Origin of the sequence: Rahnella sp. ATs2 (assembly GCF_051851855.1) — a bacterium.
In the GTDB taxonomy this organism is placed as follows: domain Bacteria; phylum Pseudomonadota; class Gammaproteobacteria; order Enterobacterales; family Enterobacteriaceae; genus Rahnella; species Rahnella variigena.
In genome coordinates this window covers 226,028-246,460 of the sequence record NZ_JBLYPL010000009.1, presented here as the reverse complement: position 1 = coordinate 246,460, position 20,433 = coordinate 226,028, and the positions used below count along the sequence as shown (strand labels likewise).

21 protein-coding genes are annotated in these 20,433 nt (G+C 51.4%); 15 read left to right on the top strand and 6 right to left on the bottom strand.

The window, feature by feature from the left end; genetic code table 11:
• Positions 1-28: 28 nt before the first annotated feature.
• Positions 29-1,630, bottom strand: a complete 1,602-nt coding sequence (gene nadB / locus ACJY2G_RS12150; RefSeq protein ID WP_192878624.1) for an L-aspartate oxidase — start codon at positions 1,628-1,630, stop codon at positions 29-31.
• Between the two features lie 214 nt (positions 1,631-1,844).
• Between nadB and rpoE the strand changes: the two genes are divergently transcribed.
• The 4 genes from rpoE to rseC are packed head-to-tail and all read left to right on the top strand — an operon-like array spanning position 1,845 to position 4,554.
• On the top strand, positions 1,845-2,420 hold the full coding sequence (gene rpoE / locus ACJY2G_RS12145; RefSeq protein WP_095924881.1) for an RNA polymerase sigma factor RpoE: 576 nt from the start codon (positions 1,845-1,847) through the stop codon (positions 2,418-2,420).
• Positions 2,421-2,450: 30 nt separating this feature from the next.
• Positions 2,451-3,098 (top strand): anti-sigma-E factor RseA, encoded by a 648-nt coding sequence (rseA, locus tag ACJY2G_RS12140; RefSeq protein ID WP_217151385.1) that lies wholly within the window; start codon positions 2,451-2,453, stop codon positions 3,096-3,098.
• On the top strand, positions 3,098-4,048 hold the full coding sequence (gene rseB, locus ACJY2G_RS12135; protein WP_113876190.1) for a sigma-E factor regulatory protein RseB: 951 nt from the start codon (positions 3,098-3,100) through the stop codon (positions 4,046-4,048). The genes rseA and rseB overlap by 1 nt, the downstream gene beginning before the upstream one ends.
• A 29-nt stretch (positions 4,049-4,077) precedes the next feature.
• Positions 4,078-4,554, top strand: coding sequence for a SoxR-reducing system protein RseC (rseC, locus tag ACJY2G_RS12130; RefSeq protein ID WP_430318874.1), 477 nt, complete (start codon positions 4,078-4,080; stop codon positions 4,552-4,554).
• Positions 4,555-4,628: 74 nt separating this feature from the next.
• Here rseC and ACJY2G_RS12125 read toward each other — a convergent pair whose 3' ends face one another.
• Entirely contained in the window at positions 4,629-5,447 is an 819-nt protein-coding gene (locus ACJY2G_RS12125; RefSeq protein WP_439291769.1) for a DUF6585 family protein, read from the bottom strand.
• Between the two features lie 421 nt (positions 5,448-5,868).
• On the opposite strand from ACJY2G_RS12125, the gene lepA reads away from it, so the two are divergent.
• The 7 genes from lepA (at position 5,869) to acpS (ending at position 12,431) form a co-directional block, all read left to right on the top strand.
• Positions 5,869-7,668, top strand: a complete 1,800-nt coding sequence (gene lepA / locus ACJY2G_RS12120; RefSeq protein ID WP_112288186.1) for a translation elongation factor 4 — start codon at positions 5,869-5,871, stop codon at positions 7,666-7,668.
• Positions 7,669-7,695: 27 nt separating this feature from the next.
• Positions 7,696-8,673, top strand: a complete 978-nt coding sequence (lepB, locus tag ACJY2G_RS12115) for a signal peptidase I (RefSeq protein WP_112288187.1) — start codon at positions 7,696-7,698, stop codon at positions 8,671-8,673.
• Between the two features lie 210 nt (positions 8,674-8,883).
• Positions 8,884-9,564: a ribonuclease III gene (rnc, locus tag ACJY2G_RS12110; RefSeq protein ID WP_013576719.1), complete on the top strand. Its 681-nt coding sequence runs from the start codon at positions 8,884-8,886 to the stop codon at positions 9,562-9,564.
• Positions 9,561-10,466, top strand: a complete 906-nt coding sequence (gene era, locus ACJY2G_RS12105; protein ID WP_112288188.1) for a GTPase Era — start codon at positions 9,561-9,563, stop codon at positions 10,464-10,466. Before rnc ends, era begins: the two co-directional genes overlap by 4 nt.
• 11 nt (positions 10,467-10,477) lie before the next feature.
• Positions 10,478-11,215, top strand: coding sequence for a DNA repair protein RecO (gene recO / locus ACJY2G_RS12100; RefSeq protein ID WP_430318876.1), 738 nt, complete (start codon positions 10,478-10,480; stop codon positions 11,213-11,215).
• A gap of 104 nt (positions 11,216-11,319) precedes the next feature.
• Positions 11,320-12,051 (top strand): pyridoxine 5'-phosphate synthase, encoded by a 732-nt coding sequence (gene pdxJ, locus ACJY2G_RS12095; RefSeq protein WP_112288190.1) that lies wholly within the window; start codon positions 11,320-11,322, stop codon positions 12,049-12,051.
• The gene (gene acpS / locus ACJY2G_RS12090; protein ID WP_112288191.1) at positions 12,051-12,431 is read left to right on the top strand and encodes a holo-ACP synthase; all 381 of its coding nucleotides are present in this window, start codon (positions 12,051-12,053) and stop codon (positions 12,429-12,431) included. The genes pdxJ and acpS overlap by 1 nt, the downstream gene beginning before the upstream one ends.
• 21 nt (positions 12,432-12,452) lie before the next feature.
• Here acpS and ACJY2G_RS12085 read toward each other — a convergent pair whose 3' ends face one another.
• Both ACJY2G_RS12085 and ACJY2G_RS12080 read right to left on the bottom strand, forming a co-directional pair.
• The gene (locus ACJY2G_RS12085) at positions 12,453-12,707 is read right to left on the bottom strand and encodes a YfhL family 4Fe-4S dicluster ferredoxin (protein WP_113876185.1); all 255 of its coding nucleotides are present in this window, start codon (positions 12,705-12,707) and stop codon (positions 12,453-12,455) included.
• A gap of 102 nt (positions 12,708-12,809) precedes the next feature.
• Entirely contained in the window at positions 12,810-13,658 is an 849-nt protein-coding gene (locus ACJY2G_RS12080; RefSeq protein ID WP_439291768.1) for a MurR/RpiR family transcriptional regulator, read from the bottom strand.
• 142 nt (positions 13,659-13,800) lie between these two features.
• On the opposite strand from ACJY2G_RS12080, the gene murQ reads away from it, so the two are divergent.
• Genes murQ through yfhb form a run of 3 tightly spaced genes read left to right on the top strand, consistent with a single transcriptional unit; the run spans position 13,801 to position 16,737 of the window.
• Entirely contained in the window at positions 13,801-14,706 is a 906-nt protein-coding gene (gene murQ / locus ACJY2G_RS12075; RefSeq protein ID WP_430318877.1) for an N-acetylmuramic acid 6-phosphate etherase, read from the top strand.
• Between the two features lie 26 nt (positions 14,707-14,732).
• Positions 14,733-16,094 (top strand): PTS transporter subunit EIIC, encoded by a 1,362-nt coding sequence (locus ACJY2G_RS12070; protein WP_430319101.1) that lies wholly within the window; start codon positions 14,733-14,735, stop codon positions 16,092-16,094.
• A gap of 4 nt (positions 16,095-16,098) precedes the next feature.
• The gene (yfhb, locus tag ACJY2G_RS12065) at positions 16,099-16,737 is read left to right on the top strand and encodes a phosphatidylglycerophosphatase C (protein WP_113876182.1); all 639 of its coding nucleotides are present in this window, start codon (positions 16,099-16,101) and stop codon (positions 16,735-16,737) included.
• A 73-nt stretch (positions 16,738-16,810) separates the two neighbouring features.
• Here yfhb and yiaY read toward each other — a convergent pair whose 3' ends face one another.
• Positions 16,811-17,962 (bottom strand): L-threonine dehydrogenase, encoded by a 1,152-nt coding sequence (yiaY, locus tag ACJY2G_RS12060; RefSeq protein WP_120160863.1) that lies wholly within the window; start codon positions 17,960-17,962, stop codon positions 16,811-16,813.
• Positions 17,963-18,255: 293 nt separating this feature from the next.
• Between yiaY and tadA the strand changes: the two genes are divergently transcribed.
• Positions 18,256-18,819: a tRNA adenosine(34) deaminase TadA gene (tadA, locus tag ACJY2G_RS12055; RefSeq protein ID WP_120161145.1), complete on the top strand. Its 564-nt coding sequence runs from the start codon at positions 18,256-18,258 to the stop codon at positions 18,817-18,819.
• 13 nt (positions 18,820-18,832) lie between these two features.
• Here the strand turns inward: tadA and mltF are convergent, their stop codons facing one another.
• Positions 18,833-20,293 (bottom strand): membrane-bound lytic murein transglycosylase MltF, encoded by a 1,461-nt coding sequence (gene mltF, locus ACJY2G_RS12050; protein WP_430318878.1) that lies wholly within the window; start codon positions 20,291-20,293, stop codon positions 18,833-18,835.
• Positions 20,294-20,433: the final 140 nt, after the last annotated feature.

Here is a 20,433-nt window from a genome sequence, read left to right as displayed (position 1 = left end):
CACTCTTTCGAAACTAACACTGTAAAACCTATGGCTGCAAAATAGTGGGCTGCGGATTTTCCTGTAAATCAGGATAATCGAGCGTGTAATGCAGGCCACGACTTTCTTTACGCTCCAGCGCACTGCGGACGATCAGTTCAGCCACCAGCACCAGATTTCTCAATTCCAGCAGATTATTGGAAATACGGAAGTTGGCGTAATACTCGTCAATTTCCTGTTGCAGCGTCATGATGCGGCGCAGTGCGCGCTCCAGGCGTTTCGTTGTACGCACAATTCCCACGTAGTCCCACATAAACAGGCGCAGCTCATGCCAGTTATGCTGGATAACCACCTGTTCATCGGAATTGTCCACCCGGCTTTCATCCCACTGCGGAATGTTTTTTGCCAGCTTGGCATGAGGCAGGCGCTTAATAATGTCTTCCGCTGCCGACCAGCCATACACCACGCATTCCAGCAGTGAGTTAGAAGCCAGACGATTAGCGCCATGCAGACCGGTATAACTGACTTCGCCAATCGCATACAAACCATCGAGATCGGTACGACCATGCTGATCTACCATCACGCCGCCGCAGGTGTAATGCGCAGCCGGCACAATCGGAATGGGCTGTCTGGTCAGGTCGATGCCCAGCGATTGCAGCTTTTCATCAATCATCGGGAAATGATGCTTAATGAATTCCGGCGGGCGATGGCTGATATCGAGATACATACAGTCAGCACCGAGACGCTTCATTTCATGGTCGATAGCACGTGCAACAACATCACGCGGCGCCAGTTCGCCTCGTTCATCGAAATCAGGCATAAACCGCGTGCCATCCGGACGTTTGAGCAGGGCACCTTCGCCACGCAGCGCTTCGGTCAGCAGGAAGTTACGCGCCTGAGGATGATAGAGGCAGGTCGGATGGAACTGATTGAATTCCAGATTGGCAACCCGACAACCTGCACGCCACGCCATGGCCACGCCATCGCCTGAAGAGATATCCGGGTTAGTGGTGTACTGATACACCTTAGCGGCACCGCCTGTGGCGAGAACAACGGCTTTGGCGCGCAGTGTTTCTACATGCTCTTTGTCGCGGTTCCAGACATAGGCACCGACGACGCGTTGGGTGCCCGGTAATCCAAGTTTGCTTGAGGTAATTAAATCAACGGCATTATAGCGTTCTTTCACGCAAATATTGGCGTGCGCCCTTGCTTTCCCAACCAGCGTAGTCTCTACTTCTTTACCTGTAGCATCAGCAGCATGCAGGATCCTACGGTGGCTGTGACCGCCTTCGCGTGTCAGATGATAACGCTCTTCTGAGCTCGCGTTGGTTTCAGTATCAAACAGGACGCCCTGGTCGATCAGCCATTGCACACAATGACGTGCATTGCTGGCGATAAATTCAACAGCTTCTTTATCGCATAAGCCTGCGCCGGCAATTAATGTGTCATCAACATGTGAGGCAATGCTGTCTGCTTCGTCGAAAACGGCGGCAATACCGCCCTGGGCGTAAAACGTAGAGCCTTCGTTGAGGGGGCCTTTACTGAGAACAGTGACGTGACAGTGGTCTGCAAGTCGCAAAGCCAGAGAAAGGCCCGCAGCGCCACTTCCGATTATCAATACATCGCTAACAAATTCAGATGAAGGTTGCATAACGTATGATGTTTGCAGAAGAAGAGGGAAATTCATGTTAGCCTAAACCTCCGTGTAAAAGCCACGGGCTTAAGACTTCAATAGAAAAAACAATGGCGATGTGGAACTAATCGTTCCATGTGAACTCCAAGCAGTACTTGCTCAGGAATAAAATGATGAAAGCTGGCAGTACGATTCTAAGCGCGGAGATAGTTTTGGGGAGATTTTACCTCGGATGAGCGAGCAGTTAGCCGATCAAGTTCTGGTTGAGCGGGTCCAGAAGGGTGATCAAAAATCGTTCAATTTACTGGTTATTCGTTACCAGCATAAAGTAGCGAGCCTTGTATCCCGCTACGTGCCACAAGGCGATGTGCCTGATGTGGTTCAGGAATCTTTTATCAAAGCGTATCGTGCGCTGGAATCTTTCCGCGGCGACAGTGCTTTTTATACCTGGCTGTATCGTATTGCAGTCAACACAGCGAAAAATTATCTGGTCGCTCAGGGGCGTCGTCCGCCATCCAGTGATGTCGATGCGAACGAAGCCGAGAATTTCGAAAGTGGCGGTGCCCTGAAAGAAATTTCGAACCCTGAGAACTTAATGTTGTCTGAAGAATTACGGCAGATAGTTTTCCGTACTATTGAAGCACTTCCTGAAGATCTTCGCATGGCGATCACCTTAAGGGAGTTAGATGGATTGAGCTACGAAGAAATAGCCTCCATCATGGATTGTCCGGTGGGTACGGTAAGATCCCGTATATTCCGTGCCCGGGAAGCAATTGACAACAAGGTTCAACCGCTCATCCAGCGTTAGAGATGACGGACACAGGAAGGGTACTTAGGCATGCAGAAAGAAAAGCTTTCCGCTCTGATGGATGGTGAAGCCATTGATTCTGAACTGTTGAGTTCTTTATCAACAGATCCCAAGCTTCAGCAAGACTGGCAGAGTTATCATTTGATCCGCGATACCTTACGCGGTGATATTGGGAATGTGGTGCATCTGGATATCGCAGACCGTGTGGCCGCAGCGCTGGCAAACGAGCCGGTTAAACTGGTGCCGGGTTCCGCAACAGAATCGCAGCCTCAGCCTCATACCTGGCAAAAAATGCCTTTCTGGCAGAAGGTGCGCCCTTGGGCGAGCCAGCTGACTCAGGTTGGCGTAGCTGCTTGCGTCTCGCTGGCTGTGATTGTCGGTGTGCAGCACTATAACCAGCCTGACGCATCGGGCGCTTCTCCGGAAACACCAGCATTTAATACTTTGCCAATGATGGGTAAAGCCTCTCCGGTCAGCTTCGGCGTGCCAAATGAAGGTAATACCACCAGCGGGCAACAAAATGTGCAGGAGCAACGTAAGCGTATCAATGCTATGTTGCAGGATTACGAACTGCAACGCCGCTTGCATTCTGAGCAACTTCAGCTCGAACCTGTTACTCCACAGCAAGCCGCTGTTCAGGTCCCAGGAACTCAGTCTTTAGGAACGCAAACGCAGTAATGAAGCAATTTTGGTTTGCCGCTTGTTTAGTGACGGGCAGCCTGCTTACTCCAAGTATCGCCTCGGCAGATCCCACTTCCGAGGCGTTATTACAAGGGATGGGTAAAGCCAGTCAGTCGCTGAATTATGAAATGGGTTTTATCAACATCACGAAGCAAGGGATTGATTCCTTTCGCTATCGTCATGCTGTTTCTAATCAATCCTCGCTCGCTCAACTGGTACTGATGGATGGTCCGCGCCGTGAAATTGTCCAGCGCGGAAAAGACATCAGCTACTTCGAGACCGGGCTTCAGCCTTTTACTCTGGATGGCGATCATATTGTTGATTCCCTGCCCTCCATTGTATTCAGCGATTTCTCCCAGCTGTCAAAATACTATGATTTCATCGCCGTAGGTCGCGCGCGTGCCGCAGACCGTCTGAGTCAGGTGATCCGCGTGGTTTCGCGTGATGGCACAAGGTTCAGCTATGTTATCTGGATTGATGAGCAGACTAAGTTGCCAATGCGTGTGGATTTATTAGATCGCGATGGCGAAACGCTGGAACAGTTCAGGGTCATCAGCTTTGATGATGGTAATCAAGTCATAGTGGCTCTTGCTGATCTTGAGAAAGCCAATCTGCCGCCGGTACTTTCTTTGCCTGCTTCTGAGCCGATTAAGTTTGGATGGCAAGTGAAATGGCTTCCGGCGGGTGTAGCTGAAGTGGCGAGCAGTCGCAGAAGCTTGCCAAATATGCCAGTCACGATAGAATCCCGCTTGTACACTGACGGATTGTTCAGCTTCTCTGTCAATATCAGTGCTACAACTAACGGTCCTTCTGAGCAGTTGATCAGACAAGGGCGAAGAACCGTACAAACGGAAGTTCGTAACGGTAATGAGATTACTGTCGTCGGTGAATTGCCGCCTTCCACAGCAAAACGTATTGCTGAAAGCATTGTTTTCTCTGCCAAATGACTTTTGGCTAAATAAATCCGGGTGATTGTATGATGAAAGAATGGGCCACTGTGGTGTCGTGGCAAAACGGTATTGCATCACTGCGCTGTGAAACGCAGTCGGGTTGCAGTAGCTGCCATTCGCGTTCAGGTTGTGGTGCCCGGGTGCTGAATGAACTGGGACCACAGACTGGCCATAATCTTCAGGTCAGTTTTGCTGAGCCCCTGGAACCGGGGCAAAAAGTTGAACTGGGAATACCTGAGGGCAGTTTGCTGCGCTCTGCATTTCTGGTCTATATGACACCGCTGTTTGGGGTGATTGCCGGAGGCGGAATACTGCAGGCTCTGTTTAAAGCAGACATGTACGCAGTGATCGGTGCCTTGCTGGGCGGCGGTCTGGGCTTTATCATCGCCAAAGCACTGGCGTCAAAAGTCGACGGTAAATCGGGTTATCAGCCGGTGGTTTTGCAGGTGGGATTACCGCCGAACGCATTCCGTTATTCTGCGGATAACGAGCTTCCTTCGTAATACCTGATTTCTGTGGTGCTACCCGGAACGATGCGAAAACAAATGCCACTGACTCAGACGAGCCAGTGGCATTTTTAGTTTCTGACCGGGATCCGGTTTTGAATCATATGCTCAATCAGGGCGATGAAAAGATCGGCACTGGAGAGTGAAGTATAGGCAACAGAGAACAAAATCCGGCCGTGTTTATCAAGCAATCTGATTAACGGGCTGTTGCTCCCGCCGCTGATAAACTGAATGTCTTCAACGGGTATTGTCTTCCCTTCATCGGTGGTCAGCATTAATGCACTCAGCCGGATCCTTTTCTCGTTCATTGTCAGAAGGTTAGAGCCAATAAACCGTTTCAGTCCGCAGTGCGAATTTACCATGCAGGTAAAAAGAATGTCTCCGCCCTGCGCCAGCGTATTTAAAGCCCAGGGGCCACGGAACATCAGTTGCTCATTCTTAATAACATCAATCAGGCGTTCTGAATTAGCAATATTCGGTGTGATCCGGTGCCATGCTTTGCTATTTTCCTCACGGAACATCATCGTATTTAAAATGCGACGTGTATATTTTCCCGTTCTGAAACGGTATATATCTGAAATTCTGTCGAACGGAATAAACCGGTTCTTTTTATCTAGCTGACTTATAACCAAAATACCATTTTCATGAAGCTGATAGACCTGTTTCGGTCGAATCAAACGTCTTAGTAAAATAAGTACGACACCGAGCGCAATGCTCAGCAAGGCAGATACCACCACGCTATGCAGCCCGTTAGCGGTATGGCCGAAGGCGAGGAAAAAAGCGATTTGCACGGCACCGCCCACCAGCAAAAGCACAGACAGGACCAGAGTGATCCAAGAGTTGGCTTTGGCAAAGCCATGCTGACTGAGCAGCCGCCCTTCATTGATCATATTGATATCCTTGTGACCGGATTGAATTAAATAAAAAAGAATAATAAGGAAGTATTAGAATTAAAACTTTGTGAATTGAAATAATGTAATTTCTTTTATAACAATATATTAGATGTGGGAGTGCGTTTTTGTATATGGGCATTTTCCTAAAACCAGTCTGAGCCCAAAAACCCAGATAAAATGTCAGAAAAAAGTCAAGGCGACCTCGAAAGAACAGTCCGGAAATGAAAACAAATGAAAATGTGAGGATTTCCTTCAGAAAAAGCACGCATAATCTGGAGTTAGGATGTACCGAGACTAGGTTTTCACGGTGCTGGCATGTAGAATGCTGCGACTTAGGCGAAAGACAGCCAACCTACAAACCGTCGCTGTATGTTCATGGCGAATGATTCAGAAATACCAAGGTAGAAAAACTTTTATAATGAAGCATATACGAAATTTCTCCATTATTGCCCACATTGACCACGGTAAGTCGACGCTGTCAGACCGTATTATTCAAATTTGCGGCGGCTTGTCCGATCGTGAAATGGAAGCGCAGGTTCTCGATTCTATGGATCTTGAGCGCGAGCGCGGTATCACCATCAAAGCGCAGAGCGTGACGCTTGATTACAAAGCGAAAGATGGGCAGGTTTACCACCTGAACTTTATCGATACTCCCGGACATGTCGACTTCTCCTACGAAGTTTCCCGATCACTGGCCGCTTGTGAAGGCGCATTGCTGGTCGTGGATGCGGGGCAGGGCGTAGAAGCGCAGACGCTGGCGAACTGCTACACCGCGATGGAAATGGATCTGGAAGTAGTTCCGGTTCTGAACAAAATCGATTTGCCTGCTGCTGATCCTGACCGCGCAGCTCAGGAAATCGAAGACATCGTGGGAATTGATGCGACGGATGCAGTCCGTTGTTCAGCTAAAACCGGTGTGGGTGTGCCTGAAGTTCTGGAGCGTCTGGTGCGTGATGTTCCGCCACCGGAAGGTGATCCTGATGCGCCATTGCAGGCACTGATCATCGACTCCTGGTTCGACAACTATCTTGGCGTGGTTTCTCTGGTGCGTATCAAAAACGGCACCATGAGAAAGGGCGACAAAATCAAAGTAATGAGTACCGGACAGGTGTATAACGCCGATCGTCTGGGTATCTTCACGCCTAAACGTGTTGATAAAGACATTCTGAACTGCGGCGAAGTAGGCTGGCTGGTTTGTGCGATCAAAGACATCCTTGGCGCACCAGTGGGCGATACCCTGACGCTGGCTCGTCAGCCTGCAGAAAAGGCTTTGCCTGGTTTCAAGAAAGTGAAACCTCAGGTGTATGCCGGTCTGTTCCCGGTCAGTTCCGATGACTATGAAAACTTCCGCGATGCGTTAGGCAAATTGAGCCTCAACGATGCTTCCCTGTTCTATGAACCGGAAAGTTCTACCGCGCTGGGCTTTGGTTTCCGTTGTGGCTTCCTCGGTCTGCTGCACATGGAAATCATTCAGGAACGTCTGGAACGTGAATACGATCTGGACTTGATCACGACGGCACCGACCGTTGTGTACGAAGTTCTGACTACCGGCAACGAAACTATCTATGTCGACAGCCCGTCTAAGCTTCCGGCGCTGAATAACATTCTGGAATTACGCGAGCCAATTGCTGAGTGTCACATGCTGATGCCGCAGGAATATCTGGGCAGCGTGATCACCTTGTGTATTGAGAAACGTGGCGTGCAGACCAATATGGTCTATCACGGCAATCAGGTTGCGCTGACGTATGAAATTCCGATGGCTGAAGTAGTCCTCGATTTCTTCGACCGTCTGAAATCAACATCGCGCGGCTATGCGTCCCTCGATTACAATTTCAAACGTTTTCAGGCTTCTGACATGGTACGTGTTGATGTTCTAATCAACGGCGACCGTGTGGATGCACTGGCACTGATTACTCACCGTGGCAATTCACAGTTCCGTGGACGCCAGCTGGTTGAGAAGATGCAGGAACTGATCCCGCGTCAGCAGTTCGACATTGCTATTCAGGCGGCAATTGGTGCTCACATCATTGCCCGTTCCACCGTGAAGCAATTACGTAAAAACGTTCTCGCCAAATGTTATGGCGGTGACGTCAGCCGTAAGAAGAAACTTCTGCAGAAGCAGAAAGACGGTAAGAAACGCATGAAACAAGTGGGTAACGTTGAGTTACCGCAGGAAGCGTTCCTGGCCATTCTTCACGTGGGTAAAGAAAGCAAATAAATCCTCATTGAGTTGTAGGGAGTATGCATGGCTAACATGTTTGCCTTGATCCTGGCGATTGCAACGCTGGTTTCAGGGATTATCTGGTGCCTTGATCGTTTCAAGCTGGCACCTGCACGCCGGGCTAAAATTGCGAAAATTAAGGCTGAAACGGGTGGGGCGGTTGACGATACAACGCTGAGCAAAGTCGCGAAGCAGCCAGGCTGGGTGGAAACCTGTGCTTCTGTATTCCCGGTATTGTTAGTTGTGTTTGTGGTGCGTTCATTTATTTATGAACCGTTCCAGATCCCATCTGGCTCTATGATGCCAACGCTGCTTATTGGCGATTTCATTGTGGTTGAGAAATATGCTTATGGTCTGAAGGATCCTATTACTCAGACCAAGCTTATCCCGACCGGTGAACCAAAACGCGGCGATGTGGTGGTATTTAAATATCCGCTTAATCCAAGCGTGGACTATATTAAACGTCTGGTCGGTTTGCCGGGCGACCGGGTGACGTACGATCCGTTCAGTAAGCAGGTGACCGTTCAGCCAGCCTGCGACAGCGGCAAAAATTGCAACACGGCTTTGGCGGTGACTTATGACACCGGCGTTGCCAGCGATTTCGTGCAGACTTTCGGCCAGTCTTCTGGTGGCGAAGCCAGCAGTGGTTTCTTTGAAACGCCACCGACAGGCAATGTTCCGCAGGACGGTGTCCGTCTTGTTCAGCGTAATGAAACGCTGGGCAATGTCACGCATCGTATTCTGACTGTGCCGGGCGCGCGTGACCAACTGGGTGCGTATTATCAGCAACCGGGCCAACCGCTGGGGACATGGGTTGTTCCTGCCGGCCATTATTTCATGATGGGCGATAACCGTGATAACAGCGCTGACAGCCGTTATTGGGGCTTTGTACCTGAAAAGAATTTAGTGGGTAAAGCGTCTGCAATTTGGATGAGCTTTAAAAAACAGGAAGGTGAATGGCCTACCGGTGTTCGTTTAAGCCGTATCGGTGGAATTCATTAATTAATGGTGCCCGTTAGCGCAGCATTATATTTCCACTCGTTGTAGAATATCCTTTCGGGCGATAAAAGTTGGCTCCCCTGATTTTACGTTTTTATTTAAAACGAACAGGAGGAGCCACTGCAAACGAAACAGCTTTGGATTGGCTTAGGGCGAAGCAGGCCTGTTCCGTATGCTGAAGTTTTTGACGCATTCTTGATCTATTGGTAACTCATGAATCCCATCGTAATAAACAGGCTTCAGCGGAAGCTGGGCTACACTTTTCAACAGCAGGAGCTTTTATTGCAGGCACTGACTCACCGCAGCGCAAGCAGTAAACACAATGAGCGTTTAGAGTTCCTGGGTGACTCAATTCTTAGTTATGTAATAGCTAACGCGCTGTACCATCGCTTTCCTCGTGTAGACGAGGGCGATATGAGTCGTATGCGTGCCACACTGGTACGTGGAAATACGTTAGCTGAAATGGCACGTGAATTCGATCTCGGAGAATGCTTACGCTTAGGGCCGGGCGAATTGAAAAGTGGTGGTTTCCGCCGCGAGTCGATTCTTGCGGATACGGTGGAGGCACTCATTGGCGGCGTGTTCCTGGACAGTGATATCCAGACCGTCGAAAAGCTGATTCTCGATTGGTACCGTAGTCGTTTAGACGAAATCAGTCCCGGTGATAAGCAGAAAGACCCAAAAACCCGTTTACAGGAGTTTTTGCAAGGTCGTCATCTGCCGTTGCCTTCTTATCTGGTTGTGCAGGTTCGCGGTGAAGCGCACGATCAGGAGTTTACCATCCACTGCCAGGTCAGTGGCTTGAACCAGCCGGTTGTAGGAACCGGTTCAAGCCGCCGTAAAGCCGAGCAGGCGGCAGCGGAACAAGCGCTGATACAGCTGGAGCTTGAATGAGCGAAGAAAAGAATTACTGTGGTTTTGTTGCAATCGTAGGCCGTCCTAACGTCGGTAAATCTACCTTGCTGAATGAATTATTGGGGCAGAAAATCTCCATTACTTCCCGCAAACCGCAAACCACGCGTCACCGCATCATGGGTATCCACACCGAAGGGCCATATCAGGCTATCTACGTGGACACCCCGGGGCTGCACATCGAAGAAAAACGTGCCATTAACCGTCTGATGAACCGTGCTGCAAGCAGCTCGATTGGTGATGTGGAACTGGTGATCTTCGTGGTTGAAGGCACTCACTGGACTCCGGATGACGAAATGGTGGTCAACAAACTGCGTGATTTGAAATCACCGGTTCTGCTGGCAATCAACAAGATTGATAACGTCACCGATAAGTCTAAATTGCTGCCACATTTGCAATTCCTGAGTGAGCAGATGAACTTCGTTGATATCGTGCCTATCTCAGCAGAGAAAGGCACCAACGTGGATACCATTGCAGCTCTGGTGCGTAAACGTCTGCCGGAAGCGGTTCACCACTTCCCGGAAGATTACATCACTGACCGTTCACAGCGCTTCATGGCCTCTGAAATCATCCGTGAAAAACTGATGCGTTTCCTCGGCGAAGAATTGCCGTATTCCGTGACCGTAGAAATCGAACGCTTCGTCAGCAATGAACGCGGCGGTTACGATATCAATGGCCTGATTCTGGTAGAACGTGAAGGCCAGAAGAAAATGGTTATCGGCAACAAAGGCTCTAAAATCAAGACGATTGGCATAGAAGCCCGCCAGGACATGGAAAACATGTTTGAAGCGAAAGTCCATCTTGAGTTGTGGGTTAAGGTCAAATCCGGCTGGGCAGACGACGAACGTGCGCTGCGCAGTCTGGGTTATGTAGACGACTTATAAGGTCCGCGCCTATGGAAGGCTGGCAACGCGCATTTGTTTTGCATGGGCGACCTTACAGTGAAACCAGTCTCATGCTGGATTTATTCACTGAGGGACAAGGGCGGGTACGCATACTGGCTAAAGGTGCGCGTGGCCGCCGGTCCAATTTAAAAGGCTGCCTGCAGCCTTTTACACCTTTACTGGTTCGCTGGAGCGGGCGGGGAGATGTCAAAACCCTGCGCAATGCCGAGCCGGTTTCTCTGGCACTTCCCCTTTCAGGTCTGATGCTTTACAGCGGCCTGTACGTCAATGAACTCGTTTCCCGCGTACTTGAGCAGGAAGCTAATTACTCTTCGTTATTCTTCGACTATCTTAATTGTCTGCAAAATCTTGCCAGCGCCAGTGGTTCGCCTGAGTACGCTTTGCGTCAGTTTGAACTCTCGCTTTTACACCATCTGGGCTATGGCGTGGATTTCCTGCATTGCGCGGGCAGTGGCGAAGAAGTCAGCGACACCATGACCTACCGCTATCGTGAAGAAAAAGGCTTTATAGCCAGTCTGGTCATTGATAATTCCAGCTTCACCGGGCGTGATTTGAAAGCGCTGGCCAGCCGGGATTTTCCGGATGTCTCCACGTTGCGTGCTGCAAAACGTTTTACCCGCATGGCACTGAAACCCTATCTCGGTGGCAAGCCCCTGAAAAGTCGTGAGCTATTTCGCCAGTTTCAGGTCAAAAAGCCTGTCTCACCTTCTGACAATTCTTCCAGCTAATTCAGATTCCGGGCTACACGTCGCTACTCTCAAGGGTGTAAACTGCAGAAATTAGCTTTTCTGATCCACTCATAAATCAATTCATTCTCAAATCTGGAGCTGTTATGGCTGAGTTGCTGTTGGGCGTTAACATTGATCACATCGCGACACTGCGTAATGCACGCGGTACGGCTTACCCTGATCCGGTTCAGGCGGCATTCATCGCTGAACAGGCTGGTGCTGATGGGATCACCGTCCACCTGCGTGAAGATCGCCGTCATATCACCGACCGCGACGTGCGCCTTCTGCGTCAGACTATCCAAACCCGCATGAATCTCGAAATGGCTGTCACCGATGAAATGGTCGGGATTGCCTGCGAAGTTTTGCCGCATTTCTGCTGCCTGGTGCCGGAAAAACGCGAAGAAGTGACTACCGAAGGCGGTCTGGATGTTGCCGGTCAGATAGATAAAATGACCGTTGCCGTTTCCCGTCTGAGCGAAGCGGGCATTCTGGTTTCCCTGTTTATCGACCCGGATTTGCGCCAGATTGATGCTGCCGTCGCGGTCGGTGCGCCTTACATCGAAATTCATACCGGTGCGTATGCGGAAGCGAAGACTGACCTTGAGCGTCAGGCTGAACTGGAACGTATTAAGCAGGGTGCAGCTTATGCAGCAGGCAAAGGTTTGAAAGTAAACGCCGGTCACGGGCTGACGTACCATAACGTGCAGCCGATCGCGGCACTGCCGGAAATGCATGAGCTGAATATCGGCCACGCTATCATCGGTCAGGCGGTTATCGACGGCTTATCCGGTGCAGTACGTGAAATGAAAAATCTGATGAGAGAAGCCCGCCGGTAATGAGCATTTTAGGTTTAGGTACGGACATTGTTGAAATTTCCCGTATCGAAGCAGTGATTGAACGCAGCGGCGACCGGCTGGCGAAGCGTATTTTATGCGCCAATGAATGGGCTGTTTATCAGCAACATCAGCAGCCGGTTCGTTTTCTGGCGAAGCGGTTTGCCGTCAAGGAAGCCGCAGCTAAAGCGCTGGGAACCGGTATTCGCAACGGCCTGGCATTTGAGCAGTTTGAAGTAGTCAACGATGTGCTGGGTAAGCCGGGGCTGGTTTTTCATGCCCGCGCGGCAGAAATGGCGGCGGAAATGGGCGTGAAATCGGTACATGTCACGCTTGCCGATGAGCGCCGTTATGCCTGTGCGACGGTTATTATTGAAAACTGATTTGTTGCATCATTCCGTCAGTTAAACGGCGTGATGCAATACCACAAACTTATCCCAAAGCTGTTCGTTAGTTTCGGTGTGTTGCGGATTGATGATGATGGTATTGTCGATTGGGCAGACGCTCTGACAGGTCGGTTTGTCGTAATGACCGACACATTCCGTGCAACGATCGCTGTCAATTTCGTAAATATCATTGCCCATCGAGATCGCCTGATTCGGGCACTCCGGTTCGCACATATCGCAATTAATGCATTTGTGTGTGATCAGCAGGGCCATGGCGTTTTCTCATATCGTTCAGTCATCAGGGCGCGCAGTATAGCAGAATTGCGCTGGCACAGGATCTACGTCAGTGCCTTTCCGCTCCCCGAATGATCCTGATCAAACCAGCTTTTTGACCAGTTCTTCGCTGTGGCGGATCCGCTCCGGTGCATGTTCGGTATCCTGCTGAACCAGCGCAACAAAAAGCAGATCGGTCAGTGAATATTGTGCCGTTGTGGCCGACAGCGCGGCTCCGCGTGTGGTCGGTAATTCTGCGACGGTGTACAAACAGTGATCGGCCTGTTGTTGCAGGGTATTGGGTGAAAACCCGGTGATCGCCAGCACCTTAGCGCCACTTTCCCGGGCAACCCGTGCCGCCAGATTGATTTCGCTGCGTTCACCGCTGAACGAAATCGCCAGCAATAAATCTTCCTTTGAAAGCGCCTGAGCTGTAGCAATCAGCACATGTGTGTCCGACTCCGCGATGGCCGTGACGCCAATTTTCAACAACTTATACGCCAGATCCTTAGCCACCAGTCCGGATGCCCCGATGCCCGTCAGAATGATTTTTCGGGCACTGCTCAGCATCGACAATGCGATTTGCAAACGGGGCTCGCTATTGATATCGAGCGTTGCGCGCAAAGCCGATTGTTTTTCTGTCAGCAGTTTCTCGCCCACAACGTGCAGACTGTCGGTGCTCAGGATCTGATTATGTACGGTGACAGGTTCGCTGTTCTTGGGGGATGCCAGGGATTCACTCATGGCGAATTTCAGTGCAGGAAAGCCTTTATAACCGAGTTTTTGCGCGAACTTCACCACGCCAGACTGGCTGACTCCCGCCATTTCGGCCAGTTTTTGTGAGCTCATATGACGCGCTTTTTCCGGCTGAGCCAGTAAAAAATCAGCCAGTTTACGGTCATTTTGTGCCAGTGTCGGATACAACTGGCGGATACGGATCATACAACTCATGGTGGCTTATCCCGGCTTCTCAGAATACGTAGGTCACGTTTTGCGGATTATGTTATCTAAAATAGCAAATATTCCTCGCAATGATGAATAAAATATTCAAGTATTATGTAATAAATTTGAATTAAAAATTCAGGAGAAAAACATGAACAGCCCCCTTAACTTAGGCGCACTCGTTTCCGAGAGCCGTAATCCGGATACGATCAACTTAGATGAGATGTCTTCACTGGAATTAGCCACCTGTTTCAATCAGGAAGACCGCAAAGTCCCTGAGGCCATCAGTAAAGTTCTGCCGCAAATTGCGCAGGCGATCGATAAAGCCGCGGCCTCATTTAAAGCGGGCGGTCGTCTGATTTATCTCGGCGCGGGGACCAGCGGGCGTCTGGGCGTTCTCGATGCATCGGAATGTCCGCCAACGTTCGGCGTGCCGCACGGCATGGTTGTCGGCCTGATTGCCGGTGGTCCCGGTGCATTACTCAAAGCGGTGGAAGGGGCCGAAGACAGCGAAGCTCTGGGTGTTGAAGATTTAAAGAATCTGCATCTGAGCGCGGATGACACCGTTGTCGGATTAGCGGCGAGCGGCCGCACACCTTACGTGATCGGCGCGTTGCGCTACGCCACGGAACTGGGTTGTGCCACGGTGGCGATTTCCTGTAATCCGGATTCACCGATTGCGCAGGAAGCGACGATCGCCATTTCTCCCGTTGTCGGGGCCGAGGCGCTGACCGGTTCCACTCGTCTGAAATCCGGTACTGCGCAGAAGCTGGTACTGAACATGATTTCTACCGGTGCGATGGTGAAAACCGGCAAGGTCTATCAGAACCTGATGGTCGACGTGAAAGCGACCAACGTCAAACTGGTCGATCGTGCCTGCCGCATCGTTGTGGAAGCTACCGGCGCGGCACGCAGTGATGCTGAACTGGCGCTTTCTCAGACTGATTTCGAAGTGAAACCGGCCATTCTCATGTTACTGGCGGGCATTGATGCACCACAGGCAAAAGCGCGTCTGGAGCAACATAACGGCTACCTTCGCGCCGCGCTGGCGGGCTAAATCAGGAGAAAAGCATGGCGACAGCAATGGATAAAACTCACCTGCTGGCTTCTAAGATTTTGCAGGGGGTGGGCGGCGAAGGGAATATCAGCAAGCTGGAAAACTGCATGACCCGTGTGCGCGTGGAAGTTTATGACGATGCACGTCTGGATCTGACCAGCCTGAAAACGCTGGAGGGGATTAAAGGTTATCTCAGACAGGGCGAGCAGCATCAGTTTATCGTCGGGCCTGGGGCAGCAGCAAAAGTCGTGGACGCCATGCGTCTGTTGCTGAGCCCTGCGGGTGCGGCGGGTGAAAGTGATATATCCCGCAACAAAGCCAATGCCAAAGCCAAATACTCAGCGCCGATGAGTGGCGCGCTGCGAAAACTGGCGGATGTTTTCATTCCGCTGATCCCGGCATTTATCGCTTCAGGTCTGATTATGGGCATTATTAATCTGCTCAAACGGCCTGATATCGCCGGTTCCATTGCGACTGATTATCCTAATGTTCTCGGCCTGCTGGCGATATTCGGCGGCGCCGTATTTGCCATCATGAATATTCTGGTCGGCGTGAATGCTGCCCGCGTGTTTGGCGGTTCACAGGCCATGGGCGGCGTGATGGCGGGGATCCTTTCCAGTCCGGCGCTGGCGCAAATTACGCTGTTTGGAGAAACATTACAGCCGGGGCGTGGCGGGGTGATTGCTGTCTTGCTGGTCGTCGCGCTGATGTGCTGGCTCGAAAAACGGCTGCGCCAGTGGCTGCCGGAATCGGTCGAACTGATCCTCAATCCGCTGATCACCACGCTTATCACTGCGACGCTGGCAATTGTTATCCTCCAGCCGATCGGCGGTTATATCTCTGACGGCATCGCGCATGGCGTCAATATTGCTATCGACAAAGGCGGATTACTTGTGGGTGCAGTGCTGGCCGGAGCCTTTCTGCCGCTGGTGCTTTCCGGGCTTCATCAGGGGCTGGTGCCCATCCACGTAGAGCTGATTCAGGCGCACGGCTCCAATCCGCTGTTGCCCATTCTGGCGATGGCGGGTGTCGGACAGGTCGGCGCGGCGATTGCGGTTTACATGAAAACGCGTAACGCACGGCTGAAAAAAGTGATTAAAGGTGCGCTGCCGGTGGGAATACTGGGCATCGGCGAACCGTTGATTTTCGGGGTGACGCTGCCGCTTGGCCGGCCATTTATTGGCGCCTGTCTGGGCGGAGCCGTGGGCGGCGCGCTAATCTGTTACTGGAAAGTCGCTACGGTCATCACGTTTGGTATTTCCGGGTTGCCGCTGGCGCTGACCATTATTTCTGGCAAAGTGATGTTGTATCTGGCCGGTTTAGTCATTACGGTATTAGCTGGTTTTATTTTTACCTGGCTGATGGGGTTTAACGATCCCGAGGAGTAATGGATTGAGTACGAAGCCTGATCGACGGGTGGTCTTTTTTGACCTGGATGGAACGCTGCATCAGCAGGATATGTTCGGAACCTTCCTGCGTTTTTTGCTAAAAAAAATGCCGCAGAACCTGGTTCTGGTGGTGCCTTTATTGCCGCTGATTGGAGCAGGACTATTCTTTCAGGGGCGCGCAACACGCTGGCCGATGAGTCTGTTGCTGTGGGCTATTACCTTTGGTCACAGTGAGGCACGACTGAAAGCGCTGGAACTGCAATTCGTGACTGCGTTTCGCGAAAAAGTGGTGGAGTTTCCGGTGGTACAACGCCGGTTGCGCGAATATCTGGACAGCGACGATACCGAAGTGTGGCTGATCACCGGTTCTCCTGAGAACCTGGTGCAGCAGGTTTATAACGCATCGCTGTTTTTACCGCAGGTACGTCTGGTGGGCAGCCGTATCGCGCGGGGTAAAGGCGGTTGGGTGCTGCCTCTGCGCTGTCTCGGGGAAGAAAAAGTCGTGCAGCTCGAAAGCCGGATTGGCTCACCGCTTAAACTTTACAGTGGTTACAGCGACAGCAAGCAGGACAACCCGCTGTTGTTCTTTTGCGAGCACCGTTTTCGTGTCAGCAAGCAGGGCGAATTGCAGCAACTGGAATAAATACCGCGGTATGTTTCAGACAAAAAAACAGGCCATTTCTGGCCTGTTTTTATTTGTGCATGTCCTTTAGTAATCAGAACGCGGCTTTGAAAATCCCGACCACATCGGCATGGGTACCCTGAATCGGGTTAGTCAGTGCGCAGGCATCTTTCAGGGCATTGGTCGCCAGCGTATTAAAATCTTCTTCTTTCACGTTCAGGTCGCGTAATCCGGCAGGAATATCGACATCACGCGCCAGCTGACGGATAGCATCGATACAGGCTTTTGCACCTTCTGCATCACTCATCGCTGAAACATCAATGTGCATCGCGGCAGCAACGTCTTTCAGACGCGGGCTGGCAACGCGGGCGTTGTATTCCTGCACAAACGGCAGCAGGACGGCATTACAGACACCGTGCGGCAGGTTATAGAACCCGCCTAACTGGTGCGCCATGGCGTGTACATAACCGAGCGACGCATTGTTAAATGCCATCCCGGCGAGAAACTGTGCGTAAGCCATGTCTTCGCGAGCCTGCATATTTTTACCGTCTTTCACCGCCGTGCGCAGTGAGTCGGTAATCATGGTAATCGCTTTCAGCGCACAGGCATCCGTTATCGGGTTTGCCGCGCTGGATACATAGGCTTCGATCGCGTGGGTCAGCGCATCCATCCCGGTGGCAGCAGTCAGCCCTTTTGGCATGCCGACCATCAGATGCGGGTCATTGACTGACATCAGCGGCGTGACGTTTTTATCCACGATAGCCATTTTGATGTGGCGTTCTTCATCGGTAATGATGCAAAAACGCGTCATTTCTGAAGCCGTACCGGCAGTAGTATTGATAGAAATCAGCGGCAACTGGGGTTTAGCAGAACGGTCAACGCCTTCGTAATCATTGATGTCGCCGCCATTAGTGGCCAGCAGCGCGATACCTTTGGCGCAGTCATGCGGTGAACCGCCGCCAAGTGAAATGACGCAATCGCAGGCATTTTTTTTCAGGATCTCCAGCCCTTCACGCACATTGCGGGTGGTTGGGTTAGGGTTTGTTCCATGATAAACGCTGCTTTGCACGTCGCTTTTTGCCAGTAATTCCTGAACCTGTTTAACCACGCCGATATCGAATAACACTTTATCCGTGACGATCAGTGCGTGGCGGAAACCATGCTGAGCGATAGCGGTAGCCGCATCATTAAGCGCGCCAGAACCAATCACGTTCACGGACGGGATAAAGAAAGTTGCAGTAGCCATAATTGTTTTCCTTGTTGTCAGCTCTTGGTAGGTACAAGGAGACCTTAATATTGTTACCGGTAACATCATTTGATCTGGCGCAAGAATACGCAGATTAACCCGGCTAATTCCCTGATCTAATGACTATGAAATGTAAGGTTATTATCTGTTGGCATAAGCCATTTCTGCTATCAGAACCGCGGGTTATCATCATTAAGTAATACTTCCTGTTACCGCTGATGAACTGTACGCGCGATATCGATTATGGCCCGTGGGCGGGCGGCGCGAACAAAGGTATAATGGCGCGGATTAAAATGACTGAGGTTGAAGTGGCAGTGACAGAATTAGCAGAAATAAATGACGATGAACGCTGGATGCAATACGCAATGACTCTGGCGCTGAAGGCGCAGGAGGAGGGCGAAGTGCCGGTGGGCGCGGTGCTGGTTTTGGACAATCAGGTGATTGGCGAAGGCTGGAACCGTTCTATCGGACATCATGATCCGACGGCGCACGCGGAAATCATGGCGTTACGTCAGGGCGGCAGCGCGGTGCAAAACTACCGCCTGCTGGATGCCATACTGTATGTCACTCTTGAGCCTTGCGTCATGTGCGCCGGCGCGATGGTCCACAGCCGGATCCGTCGGGTGGTGTATGGCGCAGCCGATGCCAAAACCGGTGCAGCGGGTTCCCTGATGGATGTTCTGCGCCATCCCGGCATGAATCATCAGGTAGAAATTACGGCGGGCGTTCTGGCTGATGCCTGTTCTGAACAGCTGAGTGCGTTCTTTCGTTTTCGCCGCAGCCAGAAAAAAGCGCTGCGGCTGGCAGAGCGCGCAGCTCAGGCCGGTGACATCACTTCTGATAATCCCAAAGAATAAGGCTGTTCAGGCCTTATTTCCCCAGCGCTTCCTGTGCATCCACCACCGGATAGCCCTGACCCAGCTGAGCCTGTAGCGCCGCTTTCTGGGCCTGCTGTTTCTCTTTTTCCATCAGATATCCCACCAGACTGAGCTGATAGCGGCGGATATTCTCCACATAATTATACGCCTGCGTGCCGCGCGCATAACCGTAAGTCGTCCGGCTGAAGAAACGTTTCTGATTGAGCATCGGCAGCCGTTGCTTCACATCCGCCCAGCTGTCCGGATTCCCCTTTTGCTGTGCGGTCAGCTTGCGGGCGTCCAGCATATGGCCGTAACCCATGTTATAGGCCGCCAGTGCAAACCAGATCCGTTCATCCTGCGGAATAGATTCCGGCATTTTATCCATCAGATGCGACAGATATTGCGCACCGCCCCGGATACTTTGTTCGGCATCTGTCCGGTCATCGACATTCAGCCCGCCAGCCGTCGCGCGGGTCAGCATCATTACGCCACGCACACCGGTCGGTGATTTCGCCAGCGGATCCCAGTGAGATTCCTGATAAGCGATAGCGGCCAGCAAACGCCAGTCGATGTTCTGAGCATATTTTTCAAACAGCGGCTGCAAATCCGGCAGCGTTGTGTCGATGGCGTTCAGGAAAGTACGGGTATCGACATAATCGAAATCACCTACGTGCCCGAGGTATTTTTCCTCCAGTTTTTCCAGCGTACCGTCCTCTGAAATCTGACTGAAGAAATCCAGCATAGCGGCAGCAAGGCTGTCGTCATCAGGTTGTTTGCGGTAATACCAGGTGACCGGTTCGTCGTCTGTGGCATCAAAGGCCACCGCAAGGCGCGGATAGACACGCTGCATCAGGGCGATAGTGACCGAATCCCCCAGCGTATAATCGAGTTTGCCGTTTTCAACCTGTTGCAACAGGTCGCGGGGTGACAATTTATCGGTGGTGGACCAGGTGAGGTCTGGATATTTTTGGCTGGCAGCTTCCAGCGTGGCGATATGCGCACTGCCGGCAGACACCACCAGCGAGCCTTTGATGTCGGCGAAACTTTTCGGGCGCACGGCACCCTGCCGGTAAACCAGCTGCTGCGATACGGAATAGTATTCCGGGCCGGCGCGGTAGTTTTTCAGGCGCTCATTGTTGTACACCAGACCGGAAGCCAGCATGTCGGTTTTACCCTGATCAAGATCGTCGAACATGCTCTCGATGGTGGTGTGCTGAGAAATCACCAGCTTCACGCCCAGATAATCTGCGAAGCGTTTAGCCAGTTCATAATCGAAGCCCAGATTGCCTTCAGGGGAGTCCATAAAAGTCAGTGGAGAATTGAGCGTGCTGACGCGCAATTCTCCACGGGATTTTATCTGATCCAGCTGGTCACCTTCACCCCTGTGCCACGGCACGGCAGGCCACAAAGCCAGTGCCAGTAACAGGGCGGCGATCCCCATCAGAACATAATTAATTTTTAGTCGCGTCAAATAGTTATCTCGCTGCGGCGCTCTTGTTTTTTTACGCTATGCTGTGCAGTTAGTATGGTTATATCCCCAGTGCTGACGCATTTTGCTCAACAAAACGGCAGTCTGCAACTTTATTCATAATAGCCATGGTAACGGTAAGG

Bases quoted from the DNA above. Each gene is read 5' to 3' on its own strand.
- nadB (WP_192878624.1), bottom strand. From the start codon at position 1,630: ATGCAACCTTCATCTGAATTTGTTAGCGATGTATTGATAATCGGAAGT.
- rpoE (WP_095924881.1), top strand. From the start codon at position 1,845: ATGAGCGAGCAGTTAGCCGATCAAGTTCTGGTTGAGCGGGTCCAGAAG.
- rseA (WP_217151385.1), top strand. From the start codon at position 2,451: ATGCAGAAAGAAAAGCTTTCCGCTCTGATGGATGGTGAAGCCATTGAT.
- rseB (WP_113876190.1), top strand. From the start codon at position 3,098: ATGAAGCAATTTTGGTTTGCCGCTTGTTTAGTGACGGGCAGCCTGCTT.
- rseC (WP_430318874.1), top strand. From the start codon at position 4,078: ATGATGAAAGAATGGGCCACTGTGGTGTCGTGGCAAAACGGTATTGCA.
- ACJY2G_RS12125 (WP_439291769.1), bottom strand. From the start codon at position 5,447: ATGATCAATGAAGGGCGGCTGCTCAGTCAGCATGGCTTTGCCAAAGCC.
- lepA (WP_112288186.1), top strand. From the start codon at position 5,869: ATGAAGCATATACGAAATTTCTCCATTATTGCCCACATTGACCACGGT.
- lepB (WP_112288187.1), top strand. From the start codon at position 7,696: ATGGCTAACATGTTTGCCTTGATCCTGGCGATTGCAACGCTGGTTTCA.
- rnc (WP_013576719.1), top strand. From the start codon at position 8,884: ATGAATCCCATCGTAATAAACAGGCTTCAGCGGAAGCTGGGCTACACT.
- era (WP_112288188.1), top strand. From the start codon at position 9,561: ATGAGCGAAGAAAAGAATTACTGTGGTTTTGTTGCAATCGTAGGCCGT.
- recO (WP_430318876.1), top strand. From the start codon at position 10,478: ATGGAAGGCTGGCAACGCGCATTTGTTTTGCATGGGCGACCTTACAGT.
- pdxJ (WP_112288190.1), top strand. From the start codon at position 11,320: ATGGCTGAGTTGCTGTTGGGCGTTAACATTGATCACATCGCGACACTG.
- acpS (WP_112288191.1), top strand. From the start codon at position 12,051: ATGAGCATTTTAGGTTTAGGTACGGACATTGTTGAAATTTCCCGTATC.
- ACJY2G_RS12085 (WP_113876185.1), bottom strand. From the start codon at position 12,707: ATGGCCCTGCTGATCACACACAAATGCATTAATTGCGATATGTGCGAA.
- ACJY2G_RS12080 (WP_439291768.1), bottom strand. From the start codon at position 13,658: ATGAGTTGTATGATCCGTATCCGCCAGTTGTATCCGACACTGGCACAA.
- murQ (WP_430318877.1), top strand. From the start codon at position 13,801: ATGAACAGCCCCCTTAACTTAGGCGCACTCGTTTCCGAGAGCCGTAAT.
- ACJY2G_RS12070 (WP_430319101.1), top strand. From the start codon at position 14,733: ATGGATAAAACTCACCTGCTGGCTTCTAAGATTTTGCAGGGGGTGGGC.
- yiaY (WP_120160863.1), bottom strand. From the start codon at position 17,962: ATGGCTACTGCAACTTTCTTTATCCCGTCCGTGAACGTGATTGGTTCT.
- tadA (WP_120161145.1), top strand. From the start codon at position 18,256: ATGACTGAGGTTGAAGTGGCAGTGACAGAATTAGCAGAAATAAATGAC.